The organism is Embleya sp. L77, from assembly GCF_055557415.1.
The window spans coordinates 1234634-1260955 of sequence record NZ_CM145710.1 but is presented as its reverse complement, the minus strand read 5'-3'; the positions used below and the strand labels follow the sequence as shown (position 1 = coordinate 1260955).

Annotated in this window: 18 protein-coding genes; 12 read left to right on the top strand and 6 right to left on the bottom strand. The window is 72.2% G+C overall.

Annotated elements, in window-relative coordinates; all coding sequences use genetic code 11:
• Positions 1–69: 69 nt before the first annotated feature.
• The 4 genes from ACZOOI_RS35550 to ACZOOI_RS35535 all read left to right on the top strand — a co-directional run bounded on the left by ACZOOI_RS35550 (position 70) and on the right by ACZOOI_RS35535 (position 6789).
• Positions 70–855 carry an MSCRAMM family protein gene (locus ACZOOI_RS35550; RefSeq protein ID WP_465283687.1) on the top strand — a complete coding sequence of 262 codons (786 nt, stop codon included), beginning with the start codon at positions 70–72 and terminating at the stop codon, positions 853–855.
• Between the two features lie 377 nt (positions 856–1232).
• Positions 1233–2780, top strand: a complete 1548-nt coding sequence (locus ACZOOI_RS35545) for an MFS transporter (RefSeq protein ID WP_465283686.1) — start codon at positions 1233–1235, stop codon at positions 2778–2780.
• Between the two features lie 340 nt (positions 2781–3120).
• A complete protein-coding gene (locus tag ACZOOI_RS35540) occupies positions 3121–5898 on the top strand; it encodes a helix-turn-helix transcriptional regulator (protein WP_465283685.1) in 2778 nt (925 codons plus the stop codon).
• A 369-nt stretch (positions 5899–6267) separates the two neighbouring features.
• Positions 6268–6789: a CBS domain-containing protein gene (locus ACZOOI_RS35535; RefSeq protein WP_465283684.1), complete on the top strand. Its 522-nt coding sequence runs from the start codon at positions 6268–6270 to the stop codon at positions 6787–6789.
• A gap of 633 nt (positions 6790–7422) precedes the next feature.
• Here the strand turns inward: ACZOOI_RS35535 and ACZOOI_RS35530 are convergent.
• Entirely contained in the window at positions 7423–8382 is a 960-nt protein-coding gene (locus ACZOOI_RS35530; RefSeq protein ID WP_465283683.1) for a D-alanyl-D-alanine carboxypeptidase family protein, read from the bottom strand.
• Positions 8383–8504: 122 nt separating this feature from the next.
• On the opposite strand from ACZOOI_RS35530, the gene ACZOOI_RS35525 reads away from it, so the two are divergent.
• From ACZOOI_RS35525 to ACZOOI_RS35510, 4 genes are all read left to right on the top strand, one after another.
• Positions 8505–9185 carry a response regulator gene (locus ACZOOI_RS35525; RefSeq protein WP_465283682.1) on the top strand — a complete coding sequence of 227 codons (681 nt, stop codon included), beginning with the start codon at positions 8505–8507 and terminating at the stop codon, positions 9183–9185.
• On the top strand, positions 9182–10657 hold the full coding sequence (locus ACZOOI_RS35520) for an ATP-binding protein (RefSeq protein ID WP_465283681.1): 1476 nt from the start codon (positions 9182–9184) through the stop codon (positions 10655–10657). The genes ACZOOI_RS35525 and ACZOOI_RS35520 overlap by 4 nt, the downstream gene beginning before the upstream one ends.
• 212 nt (positions 10658–10869) lie before the next feature.
• On the top strand, positions 10870–11346 hold the full coding sequence (locus tag ACZOOI_RS35515; protein ID WP_465283680.1) for a hypothetical protein: 477 nt from the start codon (positions 10870–10872) through the stop codon (positions 11344–11346).
• 297 nt (positions 11347–11643) lie between these two features.
• On the top strand, positions 11644–13836 hold the full coding sequence (locus ACZOOI_RS35510) for an acyl-CoA dehydrogenase family protein (RefSeq protein WP_465283679.1): 2193 nt from the start codon (positions 11644–11646) through the stop codon (positions 13834–13836).
• Here ACZOOI_RS35510 and ACZOOI_RS35505 read toward each other — a convergent pair.
• Both ACZOOI_RS35505 and ACZOOI_RS35500 read right to left on the bottom strand, forming a co-directional pair.
• Entirely contained in the window at positions 13753–16581 is a 2829-nt protein-coding gene (locus tag ACZOOI_RS35505) for a LuxR C-terminal-related transcriptional regulator (protein WP_465283678.1), read from the bottom strand. The two genes, ACZOOI_RS35510 and ACZOOI_RS35505, sit on opposite strands and share 84 nt — an antisense overlap.
• 228 nt (positions 16582–16809) lie before the next feature.
• Positions 16810–17250 (bottom strand): VOC family protein, encoded by a 441-nt coding sequence (locus ACZOOI_RS35500; protein WP_465283677.1) that lies wholly within the window; start codon positions 17248–17250, stop codon positions 16810–16812.
• An 83-nt stretch (positions 17251–17333) separates the two neighbouring features.
• On the opposite strand from ACZOOI_RS35500, the gene ACZOOI_RS35495 reads away from it, so the two are divergent.
• Positions 17334–18269 (top strand): polysaccharide deacetylase family protein, encoded by a 936-nt coding sequence (locus ACZOOI_RS35495; protein ID WP_465283676.1) that lies wholly within the window; start codon positions 17334–17336, stop codon positions 18267–18269.
• A 116-nt stretch (positions 18270–18385) separates the two neighbouring features.
• On the opposite strand, the gene ACZOOI_RS35490 is transcribed toward ACZOOI_RS35495, so the two are convergent.
• Both ACZOOI_RS35490 and ACZOOI_RS35485 read right to left on the bottom strand, forming a co-directional pair.
• Positions 18386–19105 carry a response regulator gene (locus ACZOOI_RS35490; protein ID WP_465283675.1) on the bottom strand — a complete coding sequence of 240 codons (720 nt, stop codon included), beginning with the start codon at positions 19103–19105 and terminating at the stop codon, positions 18386–18388.
• Complete coding sequence (locus ACZOOI_RS35485; protein WP_465283674.1) at positions 19102–20736, bottom strand: sensor histidine kinase; 1635 nt, start codon at positions 20734–20736, stop codon at positions 19102–19104. The genes ACZOOI_RS35490 and ACZOOI_RS35485 overlap by 4 nt, the downstream gene beginning before the upstream one ends.
• A gap of 298 nt (positions 20737–21034) precedes the next feature.
• Here ACZOOI_RS35485 and dctA point away from each other — a divergent pair, with 298 nt between their 5' ends.
• Positions 21035–22501, top strand: a complete 1467-nt coding sequence (gene dctA / locus ACZOOI_RS35480; RefSeq protein ID WP_465283673.1) for a C4-dicarboxylate transporter DctA — start codon at positions 21035–21037, stop codon at positions 22499–22501.
• Between the two features lie 159 nt (positions 22502–22660).
• Here dctA and ACZOOI_RS35475 read toward each other — a convergent pair whose 3' ends face one another.
• Positions 22661–24037, bottom strand: a complete 1377-nt coding sequence (locus ACZOOI_RS35475; RefSeq protein ID WP_465283672.1) for a tannase/feruloyl esterase family alpha/beta hydrolase — start codon at positions 24035–24037, stop codon at positions 22661–22663.
• A 312-nt stretch (positions 24038–24349) separates the two neighbouring features.
• Here ACZOOI_RS35475 and ACZOOI_RS35470 point away from each other — a divergent pair, with 312 nt between their 5' ends.
• Positions 24350–25612 carry a sensor histidine kinase gene (locus tag ACZOOI_RS35470; protein ID WP_465283671.1) on the top strand — a complete coding sequence of 421 codons (1263 nt, stop codon included), beginning with the start codon at positions 24350–24352 and terminating at the stop codon, positions 25610–25612.
• Positions 25609–26322 (top strand): response regulator, encoded by a 714-nt coding sequence (locus tag ACZOOI_RS35465; RefSeq protein ID WP_465283670.1) that lies wholly within the window; start codon positions 25609–25611, stop codon positions 26320–26322. Before ACZOOI_RS35470 ends, ACZOOI_RS35465 begins: the two co-directional genes overlap by 4 nt.

Here is a 26322-nt window from a genome sequence, read left to right as displayed (position 1 = left end):
CGCTCCTTCTCGGTGTGATCGTTCCATCGGAGGCTGCCAGGTGGGGCGACCAATAGGGGGAGAAGCTCGATGAGAAGGCGTGGTAGCACTCGTGGGTGTGTCCAGGGGCGGGTGCTGGATACCGGAGGGCTACCGGTTCCCGGCGCACGCCTGACGGTCGTCGACTATGTCGGCCGCCGATTGGACGATGTCAAGGCCGGCCCGGACGGATCGTATCGACTGTCCGTGCCGGAGAACGGCGAGTACGTGCTCCTCGCGGGGGCACGCGGACACGTGACGCAGGCGGCGGAGGTCGTCGTCGAGGCGTCGCACGCCGCGGAGACCACTCTGCGGTTGGTCGAGGCCACCATGGCCTTCGGGACGATCACCGAGGACCGCCTGCGGATGCCGGTGTCCGGTGCGCTGGTGGTGTTCATGGACCAGGCGGGTTTGATGGTCGGGTCCACCCTGACCTCCGCCGAGGGCCGGTACGAGTTCCGAGGACTGCGGCCCGGGGCCTACGGGCTCGTGGTGATCCACCGTCGGCACGAGTCGCAGACCTGCCGGATCGTCGTCAACGGCACCGAACCCGTGCTGGTGGACGTCGAGTTGCCGCACCGGTTGTTGCGATTCCAGGGCGTGGTACGCGACATCGCCGGCTCGCCGGTGGCCCGCCGACGGGTGCGCCTGTCGGACGGGTCGGGTTGTGAATTGTCGGAAGTGACCGACCGGGACGGCCGGTTCGTCTTCGCCACCGTGCCGTTCGGCCTGTACACCCTGATCGTCGAGGATCCGACGGCCGAGGCCACCCGGATCCTGCTCGATCAGGATCGACGCGACGTGCAGGTGACGCTGGGACGCCCTGTTTCGCCATGAGTGATCCCGGTCCGGGCAGCGTGCAGGTGCCGGGACAGGGGGTCCGCCAGGGGGTCGCCCAGGAGGTCTTCCGGGGGGCCGATGTGATCGACGCGGCCCGCGGACACCTCCCGGCTGCCTCCCCTCGGCCCTGACCGAGGCTTCCGCCACACCACCGCAACCATCTCCCCGGCTGTGCTCGGGGCACTGAACAGGCCCGCTCCGCCGCCCCGTTGGGCGATGGAGCGGGCCTGCGCGCGTGCGCGCCCGAGTCCGCATTCCGAGTCGTCGGGGTCGGCCCGATCCGAAACAGAACCCTCACCGAACACGGTAGCTGGAGCATCAAATGAGAGGTAGCATTCAAAAGAAGGTTCACACTTAATTGAGGTGAGGTTCTCATGTCGGAGTCAGGGCGCCATAAGTGGTGGGCGCTGTCGGCGCTGAGCTTGTCGATGTTGGCCGTCGGCCTCGACGGCACGATTTTGAGCGTGGCGCTGCCACAGCTCTCGCACTCGCTGGACGCGACCGAGACCGACCTGCAGTGGTTCTCGTCGTCCTACCTGCTCTTCCTCGCGGCGTCGATGTTGCCGCTCGGTCTGCTCGGTGACCGCTACGGGCGCAAGAAGATCCTGATGGGCTCGCTGGTGCTGTTCGCCGCCGCGTCGGCCGCGTGCGCGTACGCCGACACGCCATGGCAGTTCATCGCCGCCCGATGCATCCTCGGCGTGGCCGGCGCGGGCATCATCGTGATGGCCCTGTCCGCGCTGACCGTGCTGTTCACCGCGGAGGAACGGCCCAAGGCGGTCGGCATCTGGTCGGCCGCGAACTTTTTGGCGCTGCCGCTGGGGCCGTTGCTCGGCGGCTGGTTGCTGACCAACTACTGGTGGGGCTGGGTCTTCCTGATCAACGTGCCGATCGCTCTGATCGGCGCGCTGGTCGTGCTGGCGCTGGTTCCCGACTCGCGCGCCGAGCAGCCTCCGCAGCTGGACCTGGTCGGTGCCGCCCTGTCCACTCTCGGCCTGAGCGGATTGACCTTCGGATTGATCAAGGTGGGCGAGCACGGCTGGGGCGACGTGGCCGCGTGGGCGCTGATGTGCGGCGGCCTGGCACTGCTGGTCGGCTTCTACCGCTACGAGAGTTGGCTCGCCAAGCGTCCGGACGGGCGGCCCATGCTCGATCCGGCCCTGTTCCAGTCCCGCAGTTACACGTGGGGCGTGGTGTTGATCGGCTTCGTGGCGCTGGCCAACATCGGTGTCATCTTCATCATGCCGCAGTACTTCCAGGCCGTTCAGGGCACCGACGCGATGGGTTCCGGGTTGCGTCTGCTGCCGCTGATCGGCGGACTGGTCGTGGGTGCGGTGCCCGCCGACAAGATGGCGCAGCTGGTGGGGCCCAAGTTCGCCATCGCGACCGGTTTCGTGGTGATGACCGGGGGGCTGCTCCTGGGCGCCACCACCGATGCGGGCTCCGGCGACGGGTTCTCCGGGACGTGGATGGCGCTGTCCGGCTTCGGGATGGGGCTGTCCATGGCCACCACGACCTCGATCGTGCTTTCCCAGGTGCCCAAGGAGCGCAGCGGTGTGGGCGCGGCCGTGCTCCAGGCCGTCAACAAGGTCGGCGCACCCCTGGGTGCCGCGGTGCTCGGCAGTGTGCTGTTGACCTCCTACCAGTCGCACCTCTCGCTGCCGGCGATGTCCGACGCGTCCGAGGACGCGACGCGCTCGGGAGTCTTCGACGGCATCGCGGTGGCCAAGGAGAGCAATTCCCCGGCCCTTCTGGACAATGTGCGCGACTCCTTCGTGCACGGCCTCGACGTGGCGTTGGTGGTCTCGGCCGGCTTCGCGGTGGCGGGCCTGCTGTGCACGCTGTTGTTCCTGCCCCGGATTCCGCGGCGGGCGCTGAAGGCGGAGCCCGAGGAGTCGCTCGACATCGTGGCGGCGACCTGACCCACGCCGGACCCGCTTCGGCGGGTCCGGGGCGATCGTGACGTCCGCCGGATCGGGGACATCCTCGATTTTTCGGCGCGGTGTACGAGCGCCGATCCGGTACCGACGGTGAGCTGGATCCCGCCGCGGTGCCGGAAAGGTGATCGGATTGCACGTCTCTCGATCTCGGCGACCCCGGATCCGCCACTCCAACCGGTCGGACTACACGAAGTGTCGTCATTCGCGGAATGTGGTGCAGAACCGCTTCTGCGTGCATCGACGGGCACATTGAATTGTACGTTGACAGGTAGGGGTTGCTATCCTCTGGGGGAACACTCGTCCGCTACGGGGGTGGCTTGGCATGTTCCTGGTCGAACGCGATGGAGAACTCGAAGCACTTAGCAGAATGCTTACCGAATGTTCAAACGGTAAGGGTGGCGTAGCCCTTATCGGCGGAGTAGTGGCCAGCGGGAAGACGGAGCTCCTCAACACCTTCACGCAGCGTGCTTCCGCTGCGGGAGCGATCGTCCTGTCGGCGACTGCGGCGCATGCGGAGTGCGAGATTCCGTTTGGCGTCGCGGATCAATTATCACACAACGTTTCGCTGCCGTCGGACGACGTTTCGGAAGTGCGCGACACAATCCGGGACGGAGTCCTGCTCAAGGGCGTGACCACAGCCGACCCTGACCGCATCCACCCTGATCACGCGCAGATCCTGGCCAAGCTGCACGCCGCCATGATGCGTCTGTCCGAAAAGGGTCCGTTGGTGGTCGCGGTGGACGACCTCCAGCACGCGGACAGAATGTCGCTGCATTTCCTGCGTTATCTCGCCCGACGTATTGTGAACCAGCGCGTGCTGCTCGTTCTCAATGTGCTCTCCGGGGCCAATCCGGTGTTTCCGCTCTTTCAGATGGAGACGCTGGGACAGCCGAATTCGAGGCGTATTCGCCTCGAACCGCTCTCGGCTTCCGGGATTGCGCAATTGGTGGCGCATCGAGTGGGGCGCGAGAATGCAATGGAAGTTCTTCCGCTGTTCGAGGAACTGAGCGGCGGAAATCCATTCCTGGTCAATGCGCTGCTGGAGGACCGGCGCGGGCAGCTCGCGAAATCGGACGCGGAAGCCCCGGTGAATTCGACCCAGTCGTATCGCCAGGCGGTGGCCATGTGCCTGCGCCGCAGCGATTCACTCACCACCGAAGTGGCACATGGTCTGGCCGCGCTCGACATGTCCCGGGCCAATCACCTGGTGGGTCGATTGCTTTCGCTGGAATCCGATGTGGTCCAGCGTTGCCGACACGTCCTGATCCGCACCGGCCTGTTGAACCGGCGCGGATTCCGCCACCCGGAGGCGCGGGCCGCGGTCCTGGACAGCCTCGACCCGGATCGGCGCTCGGACCTGCATCTGCGGGTGGCACGCCTGCTGTTCAGCGAGGGCGAACGGGCGACGGAGGTGGCCACCCACCTCCTCGCGGCGGATCACGCCGGCGATGCCTGGGCCGTGCCGCTGCTGCTGGAGGCGGCGGAGGCGGCGCTGCACGACGACCGGGTGGAGTTGGCGGCCCAGTACACGCGGCTGGCCCAGCGCGATGCGGTCGACGTGGACCAGCGGGTGGCGGTCACTCTGATGCTCGCGCAGATCGACGGACAGGTGAACCCCGTCGCGGCGGAACGACACTTCGCGTCTCTGGCGGAGTCGCTCTATCAGGGCCACCTTCAGTTGTGCCAGGCGATCCAATTGATCAAGTACCTGTTGCTGCACGGGCTGTTGGAACAGGCGGAGGAGGCCCTGCGGCACATCGGCGGCACCGTCAAGGGTGCCGCCGCCGCCGAGTCCATCGACTGGGAGGCGTTCCGGCTCTGGCTGGGCTGCACCTATCCGATGCTGGCCCGGAGCGTGTCCGACGTGTTGGATTCGGCGCAACTGCCGCCCGGTCCGGCGCAGTCCAGCACGGATCCTCGGCTGGAGGCCGCCGCCCTGCTCAGCGGTGTCCTGCACGGCAGGCTGTCGCCGGGCGAGATCGACGCCGCGCAGGAGCACCTCCAGGCCCTGCGGTTGAGCGAGGCCACGTTCGAACCGCTGGCGATGGCGCTCAGCGCGCTCGTCTACGCCGACCGGCACAGTGTGGCGGCGACCTGGGGCGAGCTGTTGCTGAAGGAGGCGAACGACCGTGAGGTGCCCAGCTGGGTGGGCGCCTTCGCCACCATCACGGCCAAGGCCGCGGTGCGTTGCGGGGACCTGGAGACCGCGGAGCGGCTGGCCCGGACGGCGCTGGGCTGGCGGATGGGCGTCGAGTTCGCGACCGCGAGCCTGACCCTCGCGCTGACCGAGCGCCGCGAGCTGGAGGCGGCCGGAAGACTGCTCAGCGAACCCGTCTCGGTGGCCGCGACGCAAACCCCGGCAGGCGCGTACTACCAGCATGCCCGCGGGCACTACCTGCTGGCGCTCGATCGCCCGCACGCCGCGCTCCTGGAGTTCGAGTCGTGCGGCCGGAGCATGCGTTCGTGGGAGATGGACCTGCCCGCGTTGGTGCCCTGGCGTACGGACATCGCCCAGGCGTTGATCGTGCTCGGCCGCGAGGAGGCGGCGCGGGAACTCGCCCGGGAGCAGTCGGCCATGCTCGGTCCGGCGCAGGGGCGCACCGCCGCGCTGACCCTGCGGGTCCTGGCCGAGGCGTCGGCGGCGGAGCACCGCATGCCGCTGCTGAAGACCGCGCTGGAGTGCATGAAGAACGAGCCGGATCGCCTGGAACAGTCCCGATTGTTGGGCCTGTTGGGGCGCACGCAACACGCGCTCGGCGACGTGGGCGCGGCCGCGCGGACCATGCGCAAGGCGCGGTCGATGGCCAAGGACTGTAAGGCGGACGGCCTGTTGGGCATGCTGGTCCTGCCGGGCGAGGTGCATTCGGACGGGTCCCGGGAAGTCCGCGAGACGGTGGGAATCGAGGATCTGAGCAAAGCGGAACAGCGGGTCGTCATGTTGGTCGGCCGCGGACACACGAACACCGAGATTGCCGATCGGTTGTTCATCACGGTCAGTACGGTCGAGCAGCACCTCACGCGCGTGTATCGCAAGTTGGGGATAAAGCGCCGTAGCGGTCTGCGATCGCTGTGCGACGGATTGGTGACGGGGAACTGTTGATCGCATCCGCACTCCGTGGGCGGGGAGACGGGACCGGCGGCACGGAAGTGCCGAATTTTCGTCTGCCCGGATGGTGTGCGCATCGGCAATCGGAACACGACGACGAGGCCGGCCCGGCACGAGGACATCCGTACGGCATTCTTCGTCACCCTGTGTTTCGCCGATAAAACGGAGAGTTCGCTTCCGGGGGCAAGAACCCTCGCGTCGCTTGTCGGGGAACGTTCCACCAGGCGAGGGAATCGAATTCACCACCATGGGGATGCGCCCGAATGAGGTGTCGAATGACCGGTCGCCTCCTCGGTCGGGCGCGATGGTTCGGGCGCGGCCGCGCCCGAATCCGATCGATCGTCGACACTCGAGGAGTTCGTGATGCGCGCACGTGACCTGGTGACCGAGTTCCCGGCGGTCACCCTCGACAGCGACGCTCTGGACGCGGCACGGCTCGTCGCCGCGCAACACCAGCCCGGAGTACTGGTGTTGGACGCCGACGGTGAACCGTATGCGGTGTTGCCCGCGTCGTGCCTGGTCGGTCTCCTGCTGCCGGGGCAGGTGATCGACGGCCCGGGGCCGGACGCCGCGATCGACGAACCGTACGCGGGCCGATCGCGCCGGGCCCTGGCCGGGCGCACCGTGCGCGACTGCCTGCGGCGCGAGAAGACGGTGCCCTCGGTCGCCGACCCGGAGGACACGGCCCTGGAGATCGCGGCGCTGATGGCCCGCGATCGCAGCCGCCTGGTGGCGGTGGTCGAATATCCGAAGGTACGGCCGGCCGGCGGCGCCGGACCGCGACTGCTGGGAGTGATCACCGACTCCCGTCTCCTGGAGCAGCTGCTCGGGAAGAATCGGACGGCCGACGCGAGCGGGTGGAGAACCTCGGCGCCCACGGCCTGATCGTCGACCGGACGCCCGGCGGGGCGAAGCGCCGCGCCGGATATCGCGGAGCACCGGCCGTGCGGGAGGCCGGTGGGCCGGGCCGCGCCGAACACGCATGCGGATCGAGCGGGTTGCCCGGCATCGGCGCGAAGAGGCGTACGCGCTCGGCGCCGAGACGCGTATGCGGTGCGCGGATGCGTACCGGTCGGCACGGTGAGTGGGGCCGACGAGCGGCCGCCCGGGGTCGGCGCAGCGTCGGTACTTCGCCGCCGTCGACCCGGGCCGCCTCGACGCCGGACAGGCCGCTGCGCCACCGGTCGGTGATCTCGGCCGGCGAGCCGGCGTCGAGCGGGCAGGCGCCCAGGCCGATCGCGTGGTGCGTGCGCGATCCGCGGACGTACGGACGGGGCCACGCGCGTGCGTCGGCGACGCCGGCCGCGTACGGGGATAGTGCGTAGGCATCGCCACTCGCCGGCCTGCCGGTCGGGGCCCGACCTCGGATCGAATCCCCGGCCACTGGGGGAGCCGACCGCACACCGGGCCGGCGAATATCGGCCGGCGGCCGGGTCGTGCGTGGTGCCGACCCGGACCGCCGGACACGCCGGTGGGGGGCGAACGTGGCGGGTGCCGTACTGCTGTGCGCAGGCCCGGCTACGGGGTGCCGATCGAGCGGATCAGGGTTTCGCTCGCGTTGATCGCGGCGGCGGCGGTGCTGCCCTTGCGCTGGGCCATGACCGCGGCGACCACCAATTGCGGCCGGCCGTCGATGCGGCGCTCGGCGGCGAAGACGAGGTTGCCGCCGGCCGGGGTGGTGAAGCCGGTCTTGCCCGCGAGCACGCCCTCGCGGCCGAGCAGGGTGTTGCTGTTGGACTTGGTGATCTGCGCCGAGTCGGTGTAGCTGCGCACGCCCGCGACCGCGGCGAAGGCCGGTTCGCGCATCGCGACCCTGAACAGCCTGACCTGGTCGGCGGCGGTGCTCACGGTGGCGCGGTCGAAGCCGCTGGGATCGGTGTAGTGGGTGTCGCGCATGCCCAACTCCTTGGCGGTGCGATTCATCCGGGCGACGAAGGTCGCCTCGTCCCGGTCCACCCAACGGGCGATCTCGTGGGCGACGTTGCTCGCCGAGACGGCCATCAGCGCCTCCAGGGCCCGACGTTCGGTGAAGGACTCGCCCGCCGTGACCGGGGTCAGGCTCTCGAACCGGCGCAGCCGCTCCGGGTAGCGGTTCGCCTCCTCGGCCGAGATGGTGAACGACGGCCCCGGTGCTCCCGTCGCGAGCGGCTTGGCCTTGAGGAACAGGTAGGCGGTCATCACCTTGGCCAGGCTCGCGGTCGGCGTGCGCTTGGCGGAGCCCGAGGCGAGCGGCTCCCCGGCGCCGTCGACCGCCACGGCCGCCTGGCCGTCCTCGGGCCATGCGGGGGTGAGCGTGAGCGGCCCGCCGGCGACGGTGGAGGTCGGCGGGCCGGCGGCCCCGGTGGACACCGACACCGCGTTGGTCCGGCCCGACTCGCCCGCGCAGCCGGCGAGGAGGGCCAGCAGCGCGGCGACGACGAGCGCGACCGCACCCGGCGATCGACGGCGGGGGACGGGGAGTGCAGTGCGTATGGTCATGGCCTCGACCCTGGCGAGCGCGGATGACCGCACTCGGCCGGGAAGAAGACCGTTCTGTCACAACCGGCCCGATCGCTTCCGCGAAGCGCGTTCGCGGCCGGATGCTGATCGATACTGAACCAATGGTTCGTGTGCTCCTGATCGAAGACGACCCCGCCGTGGCCGAGGGCCTGGCCATCGGCCTGCGCCGACAAGGCCACACGACCGAGGTGCGGCACAGCGGCGAGGACGGCCTCGCGGGAGTGGCCGGATTCGATCCCGACCTGGTCGTGCTGGACCTGATGTTGCCCGGCATCGACGGCTTCGAGGTGTGCCGGCGCATCCGCCGGGCCGGCACCCTGCCGGTGATCATGCTCACCGCGCGCAACGAGGACATGGACGTCGTCCTGGGCCTGGAGGCGGGTGCCGACGACTACGTGGTCAAGCCGGTGCAGGCCCGGGTCCTGGAGGCCCGGATCCGTGCGGTGCTGCGCCGCACCGAGTCGGCGGCCCCGGTCGGGCGCCGCGAGGTACACGGCGAACTGACCCTGGATCGCACCGCGCTCACCGTGCTCAAGGCGGGCCGGCCGGTCGGCTTGGCACCCTCCGAGCTGCGGTTGTTGCTCGCCCTGTCCGCCTCTCCCGGCCAGGTGTTCAGCCGGGGGCAGCTGCTGGAGGCAGTGTGGGAGCATCCCTATCTCGGAGACAGCCGCCTGGTCGACGCGTGCGTCAAGCGCCTGCGGATCAAGATCGAGGAGCCGGACCGGCCGGCTCGCTACATCCAGACCGTGCGCGGCTTCGGCTACCGGTTCGGGCCGCTGTGACCGGGCCGCTCGCCCGGCTGCGCGTACTGCGCGGCCTGCGGGTGCGGCTGGCCTCGGCCTGCCTGCTCGTCGCCGCGTTCGCCGCGCTCGCGACCGCCGCGCTGACCTACCGGGAAGCCCGTACCGCGATGCTGCAACGCGCCCAGGACTCGGTGGTGCGCTCGGTGCGCGACCGGGTCGACGCGGTCGCGCCGTCGGTGCCGTTCCCGCCGGACCAGGCCGCGCTGGAGCGGATCGTGGCGCTGGTGGACACCCGGGGCAACAACGACCACTGGGCCGTCGCGGCCGGCTACCGGGACCTGTGGGCGGCCACCGACCGCACGCTGACACCGAACGCGATCCCGGCCGCGCTGCGCACCACCTCCACCGCGGCGACCGCGTTCCAGCGGGTGGAGCGCGAGGGTGTGATCCTGCTCGCCGTCGGCGTGCCGGTGACCTTCGCCAAACCGCTCGACGGCCGCCTGTCCGGCGTGCAGGTCTACGTGCTCACCCCGATGCGCGCGCAGATGCAGGAGGAGGCGGCCCTGGTCCGGGCCGCGCGCAACGGCGCGATCCCGGCGGTCCTGCTCGCACTGATCCTGGCACTGGTGGTGGCCGGCGGGGTGCTGCGCCCGGTCCGGGCCCTGCAACGCGCCACCCGGCGGCTGGCCCAGGGCCGCCTGGACACCCGGCTCCAGGTCAAGGGTGGGGACGAACTCGCGGAACTCGCACGGGACTTCAACCACACCGCGGCGGCCCTGGAGCAGAACGAGGCACGGCTGCGCACGATGGAGGCCCGGGCGCGCGGCTTCGCGGCCGACGTCTCGCACGAACTGCGCACCCCGCTCGCGGCGATGGCCGCGGTGATAGACGTGCTCGACGAGGACGCCGCCGCCGAGCGGCTGGATCCGGACACGGCCGCCGCGCTGCGTCTGGTCTCCGCCGAGACCGGCAAGCTCACCCGACTCGTCGACGACCTGATGGAGATCTCCCGCTTCGACGCCGGCGCCGCCGCGCTGCACGTGGACGAACTCGACGTGGCCGAGGCGGTGCGCCGCTGCCTGGCCGCGCGGGCCTGGTCCGACGCGGTGTCCACCGAGCTGCCGGCGGGGATTCGGGCCGAGGTCGATCCCAGGCGCTTCGACGTGGTGGTGGCCAACCTGGTGGGCAACGCGCTGCGGCACGGCGCGCCGCCGGTCGAGGTGGGCCTGGGCACGGAGCGGCGGGCGGACGGCGTGTGGATCGTGCTGCGCGTGGCCGACCGCGGCCCCGGCCTGGCCGCCGACACGCTGGACCGGGTGTTCGAGCGCTTCTTCAAGGCCGACACCGCCCGGGCCCGCTCCGCCGGCAGCGGCCTGGGCATGGCGATCACGCTGGAGAACGTGCGGTTGCACGACGGGCACATCCGGGCGGCGAACCGACCCGACGGTGGCGCGGAGTTCACCGTCGAACTACCCCGGTACGCCCGGGTCCGAGCCACGGAGGACGCATGACGACGGCCCGGCCAGGCCCTGTGCGGTGGATCCTGGCGGGGCCGCGCCGCCTGGCATCCGCCCTTCGGACTCGCTGCGCTCACCTCGCCGCACCGGAGGAACAGCCGAACGGAACCACGACGCGGTCGCCTCTCCGACACGTCGAGCCGGGGCACCGGACGAGGCGACCCCATCCGCCGAGATCCACCGGACTCGGCCCGGCGGCGGTCGCGTTGCTCGCGGTCGGCGCCGGTTGCGGCATCCCCACCACCGGTGCGGTGGAGGCCGGGTTGCCCGCGCAGGGCATCGTCTCGCCCGCCCCGCCGGGACAGCCCGGCAGCCTGTACGTCTACCTGATCGCCGACCATCGCATCCAACCCGTCCTGCGCACCTCGCTCACCGGTGTCACTCCGCAGGCCGCGATCGACCTGCTGCTCGCGGGACCCAGCTGGGAGGAGGTCCGGGCCGGGGTGACCAGCGCCGTCCCGCGCAACGCCGGACCCGCGCGGGTGAGCGCCCAGGGCGTGACCCTCCGGGTCGACCTGGCCGGTGCCACTCCGCTCACCGGACTCGTCGTGGACCAACTGGTGTGCACCGCCTCGATGGCCGACATCCGCAACGCCCCGGACGGGATCGCCGCGCCGGTGTCGGTGAGTACGCCCATCCAGCGCGTGGAGAACCGGTTCTGCCCCAATCCGATCGTGAACTGAGTCGGTTCTGCGGCGCCCGGGGCGCGCGGGTCGAGTCGGAGCGGTGCATGTCGTGGCGGCGGGCGTCGGCCGACCGGGCGCGGAACGGCAACCCCAGCCCGGGTAGGGGCGGCAGTCAGGGGTTCCGCCGCCGATCCCGGGTTCATACGCTGGCGGGGCCAACCGGTTGACCGCCGACGTCGTCGCGCCCGTCGAACCGGCGATTCCCGGACGGGCCGCGGGCGTTGCCCACACCACCGGAGCAGATCCGCAGGGCCCGAAGCGTGTTCGGGACGCATCGCCGAAGGGAGCCACGACATGGACGTGTCGCACCGGGACGAGGTCGGGGAGTTCGCCGCGAACGCGGCGGTCCTGATCACCCGACACTGGGGCCGGGCCGGCGCCGCGCCCACCGGGGACCTGGACCGGCTGTGGGACGTGGGCGCCGTGCACGGCTGGTTCGACCTGGGCGACACCGACGCCCTGGCCGCCGCGATCGCCCTGGTTCGCGCGCTCGGGCGGGCCGCATGCCCACTGCCGGTACTGGACGCCTTCGTCGCGGCCCGGTTGTTCGCCGCGAACACCGGCCTGGCCGGCGCGATCGCCGACGGCGGCATCCGGGTGGTGAGCGCGCTGCCGGGCGGGGGCGAGGCCGACGTCGGCACCGACTGCCTGATCGAGGCCGGCGACGCGGCCACCCACGTGCTGCGCCTGCCGTACGGCGGCGGCCCGGTCGGGCTGTACCGCATCCTCGAGGCCGAACCGGTCGAGGGTCTGGCCGTACCCCGGTGGTCCCGGGCCCGACTCGGGGCGGCCCTCGCGTACGGCGCGATCCCGACGGATCGGGCCGACCGGCTGACGACCCTGCTCCGACTGGGCCTGGCCGCACGCGCGTTCGGCGCCGCCGAGCGCACGGCGGAATCCGGGCGGGCCGGGAGCGGTGCCCGCCGCGAGGTCCGCATCGGGGTGCGCGGCCCGGGCAGGCCGCGGGCCGAGCACAGCCGGATCGAACTCGACGCCGGCGACCTGCTGATCACCGACGCGGTCCGCCGGTACACCGAGGGCGCCACCGACTGGGTGCTCGCCGCCGAACTGGCCGTCGCGCACGTGCGCCGGGTCGCCCCGCGGGTGCGTGCGGATGCCCATCAGCCACATGTTTCGGCCGCCGGCCGCTTCGACGAGCACGAGACGCCGTGGTTGTTTCGCCGGGTGCACACCGACCTGGCCTGCCTCGGTGCGTTCGGCACGCCCGGCGGCGAGGTCGCCGATCGCCTGTTGGAGGCCGACCCGGACACCGACGCGGACGCCGGGCCGGATGCCGGGGTCGGGTTGCCCGAACCGCGCCTGGGGCCGGACGGCGATGCCCTGCGTGAGGCGGTCCGCAAGGTGGTCGCGCGTCGCCCGACACCGCGGCCGTCGGGCCCGGAACACGCCGACGACCCGGCGACCGTGGCCGAGTTGGCCGAACACGGCTGGTTCGCCCTGGACTGGTCCGCAGTGCACGGCGGCAGCGGTGGCACTCCCGCCGAACGGTTCGCGCTGCGCCAGGAGGTCTGCCGGCATCGCCTGCCGGTCGCCGACGCCCTGGCCTGCGCCACCGTGTTCGGTGCGGCGATCGCCCGGCACGGCACGCCGGAGCAGCGTGAGCGGTTGTTGCCCGGGATCCGCCGGGGCACGCTGCGCATAGCGCCGGGCTACCGGGCCGCGCGGGCCGAATTCGACCCGGCCGCGGTGCGGGTGCGTGCGGCGCGGGCCGGCGGCGGCGAACGGGGTGACTGGGTCGTGACCGGCGACCGGCTGTGGTCCGCCGACGCGGAGGGGGCCCGCTACGTGTGGCTGGCCGCGCGTACCGATCCCGACCGCCGGCGACCACAGGCCGGCCTCACCGTGTTCCTGGTGCCGCTCGACACGCCGGGCGTGACCGTGCGACCGCACCGATCCCCGGCGGGCGAAGGCGGATGCTCGGTGCTGTTCGACCGGGTCGAGGTCGCGGACACGGCCAGGATCGGTGCCGTGCACGGCGGTTGGTCGGTGATCGTGGACACCTTCGTCGCCGAGTCGGTCGCGGCCGGCGACGTCGCGGCCACGCTGCACCGCGAACTGGTCGAGCTGATCGGGCTGCTGCGCACGGGCTCGGAAGCGGCCTCGGCGGCGGGGCCGCGCGGCTCCGCCGCGCGTGCCGGACTGACCGAACTGGCCGTGCGGGTTCAGGCGATCCGCCTCCTGGCGGCGGCCGCGGTGCTGCCCGCGCGGGGCATCGGCGACGACACGGCGCGCCTGCACGCCCTCGCGGCCGGCGCGTTGGGCGGTGAACTGGCGGCGGACTTCGGCGCGTTGGTGCTGGATCTGCTGGGTCCCGCGGCGGCCCTGGGCGCGGGTGCGGCGGGCGCTGTGGGCGAGGGGGCCGCCGGGCCGGCGCCGCGTCGGTCAGCGGCGGATGCGCTCGGCGGCACCGGCGACCTGCACCGCGGCCTGTTCGCCCGGGCGTTGGGGCTGCCGGTGCGCGTCTGAGTCGGCCGCCGCGGGCCCGGCGGATCGGGACTCGTCGGTGCGCCGCGGGGCTGCGCCGGGCGGTTCGGGGGTGGGCCGACACCAGTCCAGGTGCGACCGCAGGTGGGCGGGCAGTTGCCGGCGGTTCTTGATGTCGAGTTTGCGGTAGACCCGGGTCAGGTGCTGCTCGACGGTGCTCACCGTGATGAACAATTCCTCGGAGATGCCCCGGTTGCTGTACCCGGACGCGGCCAGTGCGGCGACCCGCTTCTCCGATTCGCTCAGATCCGCGCCCGTGCCGCCGATGTTCGTCTCCAACAGGTCGGCGTACGCGTGCGCGATGTTGCGCGCACGCGGCCGTGCGCCGCAGTCCCGGGTCAGGTGCCAGACCCGGGACTGCAGGGTGGCGGCGCGGACCGGCTCGGCCAGGGCCCGATAGGACTCGGCGAGGGCCTCCAGGGTGCGGGCCAACTCCAAGGTGTCCTCGGACCGGCGCAGCGCCTCGACCGCCCGGGTCAGCAGCGCCGGGCGTTCGGCGACGTCGACGGTCATCGCGTGCAGCCGCAGCGTGGTTCCGCGGATCCGGCCGCCACCGGGACCGCACAGCCGTAGCTGCTCGGTCACCAGTTCCCGGGCGCGCTCGGTCTCGTCGAGTCGCAGCAGGGCCTCGGCGGCGTCGGTGCGCCAGGGCACGAAGAACGGCTGGTCCACTCCCCAGCTGTGCACCAGCCAGGCCACCTGGAGGAAATCGGCGAGTGCGGCCCGGACCCGGTCGGTGGCCAGCAGGAATCGGCCCCGGGCGCGCAGGTAGGCGAGTCCGTGCAGGCCGGTGAACAGGTCCTTGCCGACCGGCTGGTTCACCTGGTGTGCGGCGGCCGCGTAGTCGCCCATCTCGGTGTACACGCAGATCAGGCTCGCCAGCGGGCCGCCGAGGAACAGACTCCCGGCGCGCTCGGGCAGGACCGCCATCGCCTGCCGCGCGTACGTCTCCGCCTCCGGCAACCGGCCCTGGCGCAACGCCGCCTGGGCACATGCCGAGCCGAACACGGCCTGCCAGCCGGGGGCTTCGCGCCGGATCGATTCGGCAAGCAGGGCCCGGGCGTGGGCTTCCGCGCGGCTCGCGCGGTCCCGGTCGATCAACAGGTGCAGCGCGGCGACCAGCGGCGACAGGGTCACGTCGGTCAACCCGGAAACCCGCAACAGGTGCTCGGCGGCCTCGACGCGCTCGACGGGATCGGGTAACGGCGCGGCCGGTTGCGGGTGGCACAGCCACGGGAGCGGGAGGTCCGATTCGACGTGGTCGACCCACTCCGCCCGCGGGTCGGTGTGTTCCTTGAGCCGGTCGAGGACCCGGCGGGCCGCGTCCAGCCGGCCGTGCGACAACAGTTGGTGGGCCAGCGGGGTCATGCTCGACGCGGGCAGGTCGCCCAGGGCCAGCGCGGTCAACGGTTCGCCCAGGCACCGCTGTTCGGCGGCGTGGGGGTTGAGCCGACCGGTGACCTCGGCGAGCCGGACGTGCGTCTCGGCGCGCGCGGCGGGGTCGCGGCACTGTTCGGCGGCCAGTTCGAGGCAGGCGATCGCCCGGTGGGCCCGGTCCCCGTCCAACGCCTCCTCGGCGGCCTCGCGCAGCACGCCCACCGCCCACGGGTCGGGGGCTTCGCGGGCGGCGAGCAGATGGGTGGCGATCCGGGCCGCCGGGGCACCCTCGTAGCGCAGCACGGCGGCGGCGCGGCGATGCAGGCCGCCGTGTTCGGCCGGATCCAGACTGTCCAGCAGCGCGTTGCGGGCCGCGCGGCGCAGTCGGTCCCCGTCCAGCAGGCCGGCGCCGGAGAGTGCGCCCAGGGCCTGTGCGGTGGCGCGTGGCGTGGTGTCGGCGATCCGGGACAGCACCTGGGCCGATGCGCCGGCGTCCAGGACGGCGGCGGCCCTGGCCACCCGCCACATGCCGGCCCCGCCTCGGCGCAGGCAGGTCAGCACGGCCTGGCTGTACGGGCCGCCGGGCGTCGGCGGCGTCGCCGCACTCGCGGCGGACCGATGCTCGGCGATCAGCGCGCGCAGCAACAGCGGGTTGCCGCCGGTGTGTTCGTGGTACCACTGGGCTGGGTCCGACGCCGAGCCCGAATCCGAGGCCGAGGCCGAGGCCGAGGCCGAGTTCGGGTCCGGGGCTGGGATGTCGGGGTGCTCGGCGAGCAGTTCGGCCACGCCGGTCGGGGTCAGCGGGGCCAGGCGAATTCGAGCCAGTTCGGGTTGGCGCAGGAACTCGGTGTCCGACTGCGGGTCCGCCAGGGCGAAGTCGAGCGAGCGGGCGAACAGTACGAGAACCCGGGCCCGGCCCGAATGCCGAGCCAGGTGCAACAGGCACCGCACCGAGGCGGCGTCGGCGTGCTGCACGTCGTCCAGGGACACCACCACCGGTTGCCGCAGCGCGACTTCGTGGATCGCGGTGGTGAATCGTCGGGCCGCGCGGGTGGTGTCCTCGTCCTCGACCAACCGAGCCAGGGCGAGGGACAGTCGAGACGGTACGGCCGGGCCGTCGAGGAACTGGGCCAGGATCGCCAGGGGTCGGGTGCGGGGCGCGGCCGACCCGGTCGCGGACAGCGACAGCGCGCCGATGGCCGCCGCCTGCTCGCCGACCCAGCCGAGTATCTCGCTCTTGCCGCAACCCACGGCGCCGTCCACCAGGACGACACCGCCCCGCGCGGCGGCGCATTCCCGGAGCGCCGTGCGCAACCTGCCGATTTCCGGCCCTCGTTCGATGAACTCCATGGCCTCTGCGAGCCCCCAAGTATCGCCGTGCACACGTTCTCCCACCGGTGCATGAAACCCCGGGGCCGCCGGCCTCGTCAACCATAGGTAACCGGCCATTGACCGCTAGTGACAGTGGACGGGTTGCCTGTGCCTGTGCGAGGGACGGGAGAATCAGTGAACGTGTCCGGTCGCGGCCCACGACCCCACGGCCGCCCGGCGCCGGCCCGGGACTGTGCCGCGGGTGGGTCAGTTCGGCGCGCGGCCGGCGGCGACGCAGAACTCGTTGCCCTCGGGGTCGGCCATCACGAAGTGGTGGCCGGTGTCCTCGTGCAGGATGGTGCCGCCCGCGGCCACCAAGCGCGCGGCCTCGGCGCCGATGCGCTCCCAGCGCTCCTCGGGCGAGCCGTGTCCGGGCACTCGGATGTCGATGTGCAGCCGATTCTTCACGGTCTTGGGCTCGGGCACCTTCAGGATGGACAGCCGAGGCCCCACACCCTTCGGATCGCACAACCACGCACAGTCGTCCGGCGACTCGTCCTTGGGCAGGTCGAACGACGCGAACCATTCCGCGCGAGTTGCGAACGGCGCGGGTGGCGGCTCGTCGATGTAACCCAGGGCCGTCTTCCAGAAGTCGGCCACGAGCGGCGCGTTCGTGCAGTCCAGGGTCAGGGAGATGTGCACAGTCATGCCGCGACGCTAGCGGGAGCCGATGACACTCGGCGGCGTGCCACGCGGGTACCGGACGGTGGCGGCGGCGGTGATCTTCTAGGGTGAACCCGCACGGCGGTTGGCGTCGCGCGGATGTGGAGGACGGCGCGATGGACGTGGGCCGACGGGTGGTGCTGGCAGCCGCGTTGGGCGGGCTTCTGGCGGGGTGTTCGGATGCGGGGAAGTCCGCCGCGCCGACGACGACGGCACCACCGGCGCCGGCGGCGGCTCGCCCCGCCCCGTCGGAGCCGACACCGCCGCACCCCTCGGGCCCGCCGCCGGCCGCCGGCCCGACCCGGGCGGAGATCGTCGCCCGGTACGGCGGGCAGGTGCCCACGAGTTGGGGCCTGGAGGTGCCGGGGTCGTTGTCCCGCCTGCCGACCACCGCGAAGGTCGCGGCGCTGACCTTCGACGCGTGCGGCGGCAAGGGTGGCAGCGAGTACGACCGGGCGCTGATCGACTTCCTGCGTGAACGGTCGCTCCCGGCAACCCTGTTCGTCAACTCCCGCTGGGTCGACGAGAACCTGCCCACGCTTCGGCAACTGGCCGCCGACCCGCTCTTCGAGATCGCCAACCACGGCACCCGGCATCTGCCGCTGTCGGTGTCCGGCCGCGCCGCCTACGGGATCCCCGGCACCAGGGATGCGGGCGAGGTCTACGACGAGATCACCGGCAACCGGGCCAAACTCACCGAACTGCTCGGCCGACCCCCGCGGTTCTTCCGCTCCGGGACGGCCTACTGCGACGACGTGGCGGCGAGGATCGTCACCGACGTCGGTGAACGCTTCGCGAGCTTCCACGTCAACGCCGACGGCGGAGCCACCTTCACCCCCGAGCAGGTTCGCAAGGCGATGCGGGACGTCCGCCCGGGCTCGGTGGTGATCGGCCACATGAACCACCCGCGCGGCGGCACCGCCGCCGGCATCCGCCTGGCCGTGCCCGAACTGCTGCAACAGGGCTACACGTTCGTGCGCCTCTCGGACGCGCCCAAGTCCTGAACCGGCCGATGGCGGTACCGGGGCGGTAGCGTCTCGACTCCGGAATCGGCGGCGCGGGACCCCGGCGCGGCCGAGGGTTCGCTCACGACCGCTCTTCCGGGCGCGCCGAAGAGGGCCTAGCCGGGTCCGGGTGGGCCGGACGTCTCCGGTTGTGGGGTGTGCCAGCGGTAGATGTATTCGGGGCGACCGGCGCGTCCGTAGCGGGGTTCGCGCGAGACCAGGCGGCGGGCGGACAGGTGGTCCAGGTAGCGGCGGGCGGTCGGGCGGGAGACGCCGACCGCGTCGGCGATGTCGGCGGCGGAGGTCACCGCCCCCGTGCTCAGGTGCGCGACGATCGCCTCGAACGTGGCGGCGGCCAGGCCCTTGGGCAGCGGCGCCGCCTCGGAGGTTCGGCGCAGCGCGGCGAACGCCTGGTCCACCTCGCGCTGTCCGGTGGCGGTCGGCGCGGCACCGGCCGCGCCGATCCGGCGGCGGTATTCCGCGTAGCCGTCCAGGCGCTCGCGGAACGCGGCGAACGAGAACGGCTTGAGCAGGTACTGCACCACGCCCAGGGACACCGCCGAGCGCACCAACCGCAGATCCCGGGCCGAGGTGACGGCGATGACATCGGCGTCGTGGCCCTGGGCGCGCATGCTCCGGCACAGGTCGAGGCCGTGCAGGTCCGGGAGGTAGAGGTCGAGCAGGACCAGGTCGACTCGGCGGGTGGACAGCAGGCGCAGCGCCTCGGTGCCGCTGCCGGTGACGCCGACCACCTCGAACTCCGGGATACGGCCGGTGAAGACCGCGTGCGCCTCGGCCAGGACCGGGTCGTCCTCGACGATGAGGGTGCGAATCATGCTTCCTCCCCCGGACGTTGGGCGGGCAGTGCGGGCAGGCGCACGGTGAACACCGCGCCGCCGGTGTCACCGCGGGCGACGTCGACGGTGCCGGCATGCCGGGCCACCGTGGCCCGGACCAGGGCCAGACCCAGACCGCGGTCCTGGGATCCGTAACTCTCCTTGGTACTCCACCCGCGCTCGAACACCCGCGTGGTGAGCGGTTCGTCGATGCCGGGGCCGCTGTCCGCGACCCGCAGCAACAGGCCGCCGTCGACCGCGTCCGGGTCGGCGCCGACGGTGACCCGCACGGTGCGCGGCGGCGGCGCGGACACCGCCGCGTCGATCGCGTTGTCGACCAGGTTGCCCAGCACGGTGACCAGGTCGCGTGGTTCGAACCGGGAGGCGAGCGCGTCGAGCGGGTCCGGCCCGTCGTGGTCGGTCGCCGGCCCGCCGGTCACGGTCAGTTGCACACCGCGTTCGGCGGCCTGCGCGTGCTTGCCGAACAGCAGCGCGGCCAGGGCGGGTTCGTGCACGGCGGCGGTGAGTTCGTCGGCCAGGTCCTGGGCGGCGGTCAGTTCGCCGGTGGCGAATTTGATCGCCTCCTCGCCGCGCCCGAGTTCGATCAGCGCGACGATCGTGTGCAGCCGGTTGCCGGTCTCGTGTGCGGACGCGCGCAGCGCCTCGGCGAAGCCCTTGACCTGGTCGAGTTCGCCGACCAGGGCGCGCAGTTCGGTGTGGTCGCGGAAGGTGGCCACCATCCGCCCGTCCCGGCCGGTCGGGCTGATGTTGACCGCGAGGGCGCGGGTGTTGCACAGGTGGATCTCGTCGCTGACCGTGCGGCCGGCGACGAGCGTGTCGGCCAGTGTGCGGTCCAGGCCCAGGGTGCCCACGTGCCGCCCCTCCGGCGCGGCCGGCAGTGCGAGCAGCCGGACGGCCTCGTCGTTGGCCAGCACCAGCCGGCCGGCGGAGTCCACCACGATCAGGCCCTCGCGGACGGCGTGCAGGACCGCGTCGTGGTGTTCGTACACCCGCCGCAGTTCCACCGGTCCCAGGCCCAGGGTCTGCCGGCGCAGCCGGTGGTGCACCGCCATGCTCGCCGCGCAGGCCACGGCGAGGGCTGCGGCGGCGACCGCGAGCACCACCGGGACGTCCCGGCCGACCAGCGCGTCGACGCGGCGGTTGGTGACTCCGACGGAGACGAGCGCGATCGGGCGGCCGTCGGAGCCGAGGACCGGGACGACGGCGCGCACGGAGGGGCCCAGCGAGCCGGTGTAGGTCTCGGTCGAGGTGCGTCCCCGGGCCGCGGCGTCGATGTGACCGAGGAACGTCTTGCCGATCCGGGTCGGGTCGGGGTGGGTGAAGCGGGTGCCGTCGACGCTCATCACCACCACGAAATCGACGCCGTTCTCCTTGCGGATCCGCTCGGCCATCGGCTGGAGTCGGGCGGTCGGGTCGGCGGAGCCGGCGGCCTCGGCGATGCCGGGCGCGCGGGCCAGCGTGCGGGCCACGTCGAGCGCGCGTTCGCGGGCGGTCTGCTCGCCGGAGCGGCGTACGGCATGGACGGCGACGCCGGAGCCCGCCGCGACGAGCAGCAGGACGAGGGCGAGCTGCCACAGCAGCACCTGCCGAGCGATGCTCTGGTTGGCCATGCGCGAATTATCACTGGACGTCCGGCCCGTCGTGCAAGGCAGCCACTGTCCGCATTTCCGGCGCTTTCCGACGATTCGGCAGGAATTTCGTCGTGCGCGTAATGCGCGTAACCACCGGCGGGCTCCGGTACCGCGCCAATCTACGTCCCGTAACCCGCTGTTTCGCCGATGTTTCCGCCGCCCGACCGGTTCGACCGCCCGCCGGGCCCGCCGGGCGAGGCGAGCCCGGCCCGGTGCCGGCGCCGGTGTCGCAGCGTTCCCGTCCGCTCGACCCGACACCCCTCCCGGGAGGCCCCTCATGTCCCAGGCCACCACGACCGACCCGGCCGCCGGTGCGGCCGAGCCGCCGCCGCCCGCCGAATCGGCGCCCGTCCGGGCAGCGCAGGCGCGCCGGCCCTGGTACACGCTGTTGTACGTGTGGGTCCTGGTCGGCATCCTCGCCGGCATCGTGGTCGGCGCCGCCTGGCCGCACACCGGCGAGCAGCTGCGCCCGCTGGGCGACACGTTCGTCAACGCGATCAAGATGATCATCACGCCGATCATCTTCGTGACCGTGGTGACCGGCATCGCCGGCGTGGACAGCCTGCGCGGCGCCGGCCGGATCGGCTGGAAGTCGCTGGTCTACTTCGAGGCGCTGACCACCATCGCACTGATCCTGGGCCTGGTCGTGATGAACGTGCTGCGCCCGGGCGACGGGGTGCACGCCGACGTCGGCGCGATGAAGGTCTCCGCAACCGCGCAGGGCTACATCGACAAGGGCGAGGCGCAGTCCTGGTGGCACTTCCTCACCGACCTGGTGCCCAGCAGCGTGGTCGGCGCCTTCGCCGATGGCGACGTGCTCAAGGTGTTGTTCTTCGCGGTGCTCTTCGGCATCGCGATCAAGCTGGTCGGACGCCCGGCGGAGGGCATCGCGATCGGCGTGGAGCGGACCGGCCGGGTGCTGTTCGCCGTGCTGCGCATCGTGATGTACGCGGCACCGGTCGGCGCGTTCGGCGCGATGGCGTTCACGGTCGGCAAGTACGGGCTCGACACGCTGACCAGTCTGGGCAAACTGGTGGCGATCTTCTACGGGACGAGCCTGTTCTTCGTGGTGGTCGTGCTCGGTGTGGTGATGGCCGCGATCCGGCTGAACATCCTGCACCTGCTGCGCTACATGAAGGACGAACTGCTGATCGTGCTGGGCACCTCCTCCAGCGAGAGCGTGCTGCCCCGGGTGATCACCAAGATGGAGAACCTGGGCGTGCCGCGGCAGGTGGCCGGTCTGACGGTGCCGAGCGGGTACTCGTTCAACCTCGACGGGACCTGCATCTACCTGACGCTGGCCGCGCTGTACGTCGCGCAGGCCACCGACACACCGCTGTCCATGGGCCAACAGCTGAGCCTGGTCGCCGTGCTGTTGCTGACCTCCAAGGGCGCGGCGGGGGTGACCGGGTCGGGGTTCATCGTGCTGGCCGCGACGTTGTCCACGGTCGGGCACGTTCCGGTGGCCGGAATCATGCTGGTGTTCGGCATCGACAAGTTCATGAGCGAGTGCCGCGCGCTGACCAACGTGTGCGGGAACAGCGTGGCGAGTCTGGTGGTGGCCTCCTGGGAGGGCGTGTTGGACCGGGACCGGGCCCGCAAGGTGCTGGCGGGCGAACCCGTCGCGGCACCCGACGACATCGCCACGATCACCCCACCCGCACCCGCACCCGGCGCCGAGCCGGTCGGCCCGGCCGCCGGGGTGTCGATCACCAAGGACTCGCCGGTGGCGACGCTGCACTGAGCGCGCCCTGTACATCGGGTACGGCCGGTTCCGGCGCCGCCGGGGCCGGCCGCCCCGGCCCCGGCGCGTCGGGCCCCGATTCTGCTCCGCTCGGCCCGGCGCCCGCGCCTCGCCGCCCCCGCGGCGCAGCCGCACCCCACGCGAGCGCGACAAGCACTCCTACAGTCCGCAGCCGTTGACCCGGTCCGCTCCTTCCGCAGCCGCCGGGACGGTGTGGCTCGCGGGTGGCGGCGTGCCGCGCGTGGTCCAGGCGGCCAGGGCGTCGAAGGCCGAGGCGAAGCACGGCGACATCGCCTGGGCCACCTTCGGCAGCGCCGGGTACAGGCCGTCGGCGTGCGTTCCGCCGGTGACCCGGTAGTAGCGGTGCAGCCCGCCGCGCCCGGTTTCGTCGACCATTCTCGCGTATACGTCACCGCTCTTCGTGATCGGCAACAACGCGTCGAGCGTGCCCTGGAGGCTGATCAGCGGACGCTTGATCCGCCCGGTCAGGGACAGCCGTTCCACCACCCTGTGCACGGCGGCCGGACGGTCGGCGTACACGTAGTCGGTGTCGCAACCCTCGATGGTGTTCGGCGGGCAGAACGGCGTGCCGCCCTCCTTGGGGCCGTCGTACCCGGGGTCGATCTCCTCGCGCACGATGCGTTGGAGCGAGTCCCACAACTTCCGGTAGTGGAACTCCCAGGTCGGTTCGGAGCCTGCCGGGTAGCCGGCCGCGTACATCTCCTCCCGTGCGCCCGGCACGTTGTCGCGATACCTCGGGTAGGCGCGCAACGCGGCCGGTGCGGTGTCCAGGATGTTGGGTGCGTCGGGCGTGAGCAGCACACCGTGCAACTCGACGCCGCCGGTGAACAGGCCCGGATTGTGCTCGAGTTGCCACCGCACCAGATAGCCGCCGGCGGAGGCGCCCGCCATGTGGGTGTTCGCCGGCCGCCGACCGTAGTGCCGCGCGGCGACCTGCTTGGCGGCCACGGTCAACTGGGCCACCCGCTCGTGCCATTCCGCGATGGCCTCGCCGGGAAGCCGGCCGTCCTCGAAGATCCGCTCGCCGGTGTTGCCCTTGTCGGTGGCCGCGTAGGCGAAGCCCCGTGCGAGCACGTGGTCGGAGATCAGCCGGTCGTTGGCGTACTGCTCGCGCACGCCGGGTGGGCCGGCGACGACCAGGCCGCCGTTCCACTTCTTCGGCAGCCGGATCACGAACTGGGCGTCGTGATGCCACCCGTGATTGGTATTGGTCTTCGAGGTGTCCGGGAAGTAGCCGTCGAGCTGGACGCCCTCGACGCCGGACGGATTGACCGTGCCGGGCGCCTCCAGGCCGGCCCAGTCGTTCCGGTCGGTGTGCCCGGACGCCTCGGTGCCGGCCGTGGTCAGATCGGCCAGGCAGGCGCCGATCACGTACTCCGCGCCGGGCACACGCACGCTGCACGACGATCCGGTGACCGCGTCGGACGGGGGTACGGCGCTCGCCGCCGTCGAGCCCAGCGTTGCGGTCAGCAGCCATGCCGCGGCGACGGCGAGTGGGCGGGTGGTCTTCGGCAAGATCTTGCCCTTCGTGGGGTGATCGGAACGAACGGAGCGCATCCGCATGGATGGGTGAAGCGGGGTGAAGCCGGTGCGATCGGAAGGCTCGGACCCCGCCGATGCGAGGTTAGGAAGGGCCGGAGGGTGGCCCACAGATGCCGAGTGGCCAGTCCGCGACCGACCGGCTCCCACCGCGGCCGCGATCGGTTGGCCGAACGGCACATGACCTTCGGCCAAGGATGGGCACGACCTGCGCCGCGCCGGTCGTGCGTGCGGTATCCGCCGGTATCGTTCGGCGCACCGCACTCGGGATCGAACAGAGGTACCAGGATGGCCGCGTCGTCACCGCCGACCCCGACCACGGGGGCGTCCCGGCCCATGCCCTGGGTGCCGCCCACCGTCTACGCCGTCGTGCTGCTCGGCGGACTCTACGGCGGGGTGATCGCGCCCGGTCCGGTCCGGGCGCTGCGCCTGGCCGGGTTCGGCGGCTGCCTGCTGCTCCTGGTTGCGCTGGATCGCCGGGAGGTGCGCCGGCACCCGGTCCGCACGCCGCCCCGGCAGGCGGTGCCGCTCCTGATCGGCCGGCTCGCGCTGTTCGCGGTGGCGGCCGGGCTGGACCGCTCCGGAGTCTCCCGGGCGCTGTTCGTGCTGGTTCCGCTCACCGCGTTCGTCGCTTTCGGGCGGCGGGTCGGTGTGCTGCTGAGCGCGGTGTGCGTGGGGGCGATCCTGCTCGGCAACGTGTTGTGGGTGCCCGGGTGGTACCTGCGCACCGACATCGTCACCGACCTGCTGATGTCCGGCCTGGGCCTGGCGCTCGCCGTCGTGATGGCCTCGGTCGCGGTGGGCGAGCAGGCGAGCCGGGCGCGGCTCGCCGACACGCTGAGCGAACTGCGGGACTCACACGAGCGGTTGGCCGAGTACGCGACCCGGGTCGAGCAGCTCTCCGTCGCCCGGGAACGCAACCGACTGGCCCGCGAGTTCCACGACGGCCTGGGCCATCACCTCACCGCGATCGCCATCCAGTTGGAGAAGGCCGCGGTGTTCCGGGACCGGGATGCGCCGGTCGCCGAGCGGGCGATCGCCGACGCGCGCTGGTCCGCGGGCCGGGCACTCGACGAAGTTCGATCCTCGGTACGGGCGTTGCGAGACGAGGACGAGCCGTTCTCGCTGTCCACGGCGCTTGCGGAGTTGGTCCGGCACGTCGACGGCGGCCCCGCCCGGGTGACTTTGGACGTGAGCGGCGACGAGCGCGGATTCCACCTCGAATCGCTCACCGCGCTGTATCGGGCCGCGCAGGAGAGCCTGACCAACGCGCACCGGCACGCCGACGCCGGACACGTCGCGGTGTCGGCACGGTACGGCGAACGCGAGGCACGACTGGTGATCGCCGACGACGGGCGCGGCTTCGCACCGAGCGCAGACCTCGGCGATGGTATGCCCGGCACCCGGGACGGCTTCGGCCTGCGGGCGATGCGCGAACGGGTCGACCTGCTCGGCGGCCGGGTCGAGGTGGACGCGGCGCCGGGGCGCGGCACCGTGGTCACGGTCACGGTGCCGCGTGTTCCGATTGCCGTCGGGGCGTCGAGCCGATGAGTGGGCACGTGGAGGACCCGGTACGGGTGTTGGTGGTCGACGACCAGGAACTGGTCCGCGAGGGCATCGCCTCGCTGCTCGGCATCCAACCCGGCATCACCGTGATCGGCGCGGTCTCGGACGGCCGCCAGGCGGTGGCCGCGGCGATGGCCGAACAGCCCGACGTGATCCTGATGGACGTCCGGATGCCGGTGATGGACGGCGTCACCGCGGTCGCGCGGCTGAGCGAGCGCGCACCGCTGTGCCGGGTGATCATGTTGACCACGTTCGACGACGACGAGTACGTGGCGGACGCGCTGCGCGCGGGCGCGATCGGCTACCTGCTCAAGAACCTGCCCTCGACGCAACTGGCCGCCGCGGTACGGCTGGCCCGGGCCGGCGTCGCCCAGATCGATGCGTCGATCACCCGACGTCTGGCCGCCGGCATGACCCGCCCGGAACCGCCGGCGCCGCAGCCCGAGCAGCCGGCGCCGGCGCGTGATCCGGGCCCGGGGCCGGGCCACCCCGGACCCGGCCCCGGCGTGCTCACCGAGCGGGAGACCGAGGTCCTCCGGCTGATCGCCACCGGGTCGACCAACCGCGAGATCGCCTCCCGGCTGTTCCTCAGCGAGGGCACGGTCAAGAACCACATCTCCCGAATCCTGTCCCGCCTGGGTCTGCGCGACCGCACCCACGCGGCAATCTACGCACACGACCACGGCCTGTTGTGA

Coding starts and splice junctions, on each gene's coding strand:
- ACZOOI_RS35465 (WP_465283670.1), top strand. CDS start 25,609: ATGAGTGGGCACGTGGAGGACCCGGTACGGGTGTTGGTGGTCGACGAC.
- ACZOOI_RS35510 (WP_465283679.1), top strand. CDS start 11,644: ATGGACGTGTCGCACCGGGACGAGGTCGGGGAGTTCGCCGCGAACGCG.
- ACZOOI_RS35500 (WP_465283677.1), bottom strand. CDS start 17,250: ATGACTGTGCACATCTCCCTGACCCTGGACTGCACGAACGCGCCGCTC.
- ACZOOI_RS35525 (WP_465283682.1), top strand. CDS start 8,505: ATGGTTCGTGTGCTCCTGATCGAAGACGACCCCGCCGTGGCCGAGGGC.
- ACZOOI_RS35530 (WP_465283683.1), bottom strand. CDS start 8,382: ATGACCATACGCACTGCACTCCCCGTCCCCCGCCGTCGATCGCCGGGT.
- dctA (WP_465283673.1), top strand. CDS start 21,035: ATGTCCCAGGCCACCACGACCGACCCGGCCGCCGGTGCGGCCGAGCCG.
- ACZOOI_RS35470 (WP_465283671.1), top strand. CDS start 24,350: ATGGCCGCGTCGTCACCGCCGACCCCGACCACGGGGGCGTCCCGGCCC.
- ACZOOI_RS35550 (WP_465283687.1), top strand. CDS start 70: ATGAGAAGGCGTGGTAGCACTCGTGGGTGTGTCCAGGGGCGGGTGCTG.
- ACZOOI_RS35490 (WP_465283675.1), bottom strand. CDS start 19,105: ATGATTCGCACCCTCATCGTCGAGGACGACCCGGTCCTGGCCGAGGCG.
- ACZOOI_RS35505 (WP_465283678.1), bottom strand. CDS start 16,581: ATGGAGTTCATCGAACGAGGGCCGGAAATCGGCAGGTTGCGCACGGCG.
- ACZOOI_RS35485 (WP_465283674.1), bottom strand. CDS start 20,736: ATGGCCAACCAGAGCATCGCTCGGCAGGTGCTGCTGTGGCAGCTCGCC.
- ACZOOI_RS35535 (WP_465283684.1), top strand. CDS start 6,268: ATGCGCGCACGTGACCTGGTGACCGAGTTCCCGGCGGTCACCCTCGAC.
- ACZOOI_RS35540 (WP_465283685.1), top strand. CDS start 3,121: ATGTTCCTGGTCGAACGCGATGGAGAACTCGAAGCACTTAGCAGAATG.
- ACZOOI_RS35545 (WP_465283686.1), top strand. CDS start 1,233: ATGTCGGAGTCAGGGCGCCATAAGTGGTGGGCGCTGTCGGCGCTGAGC.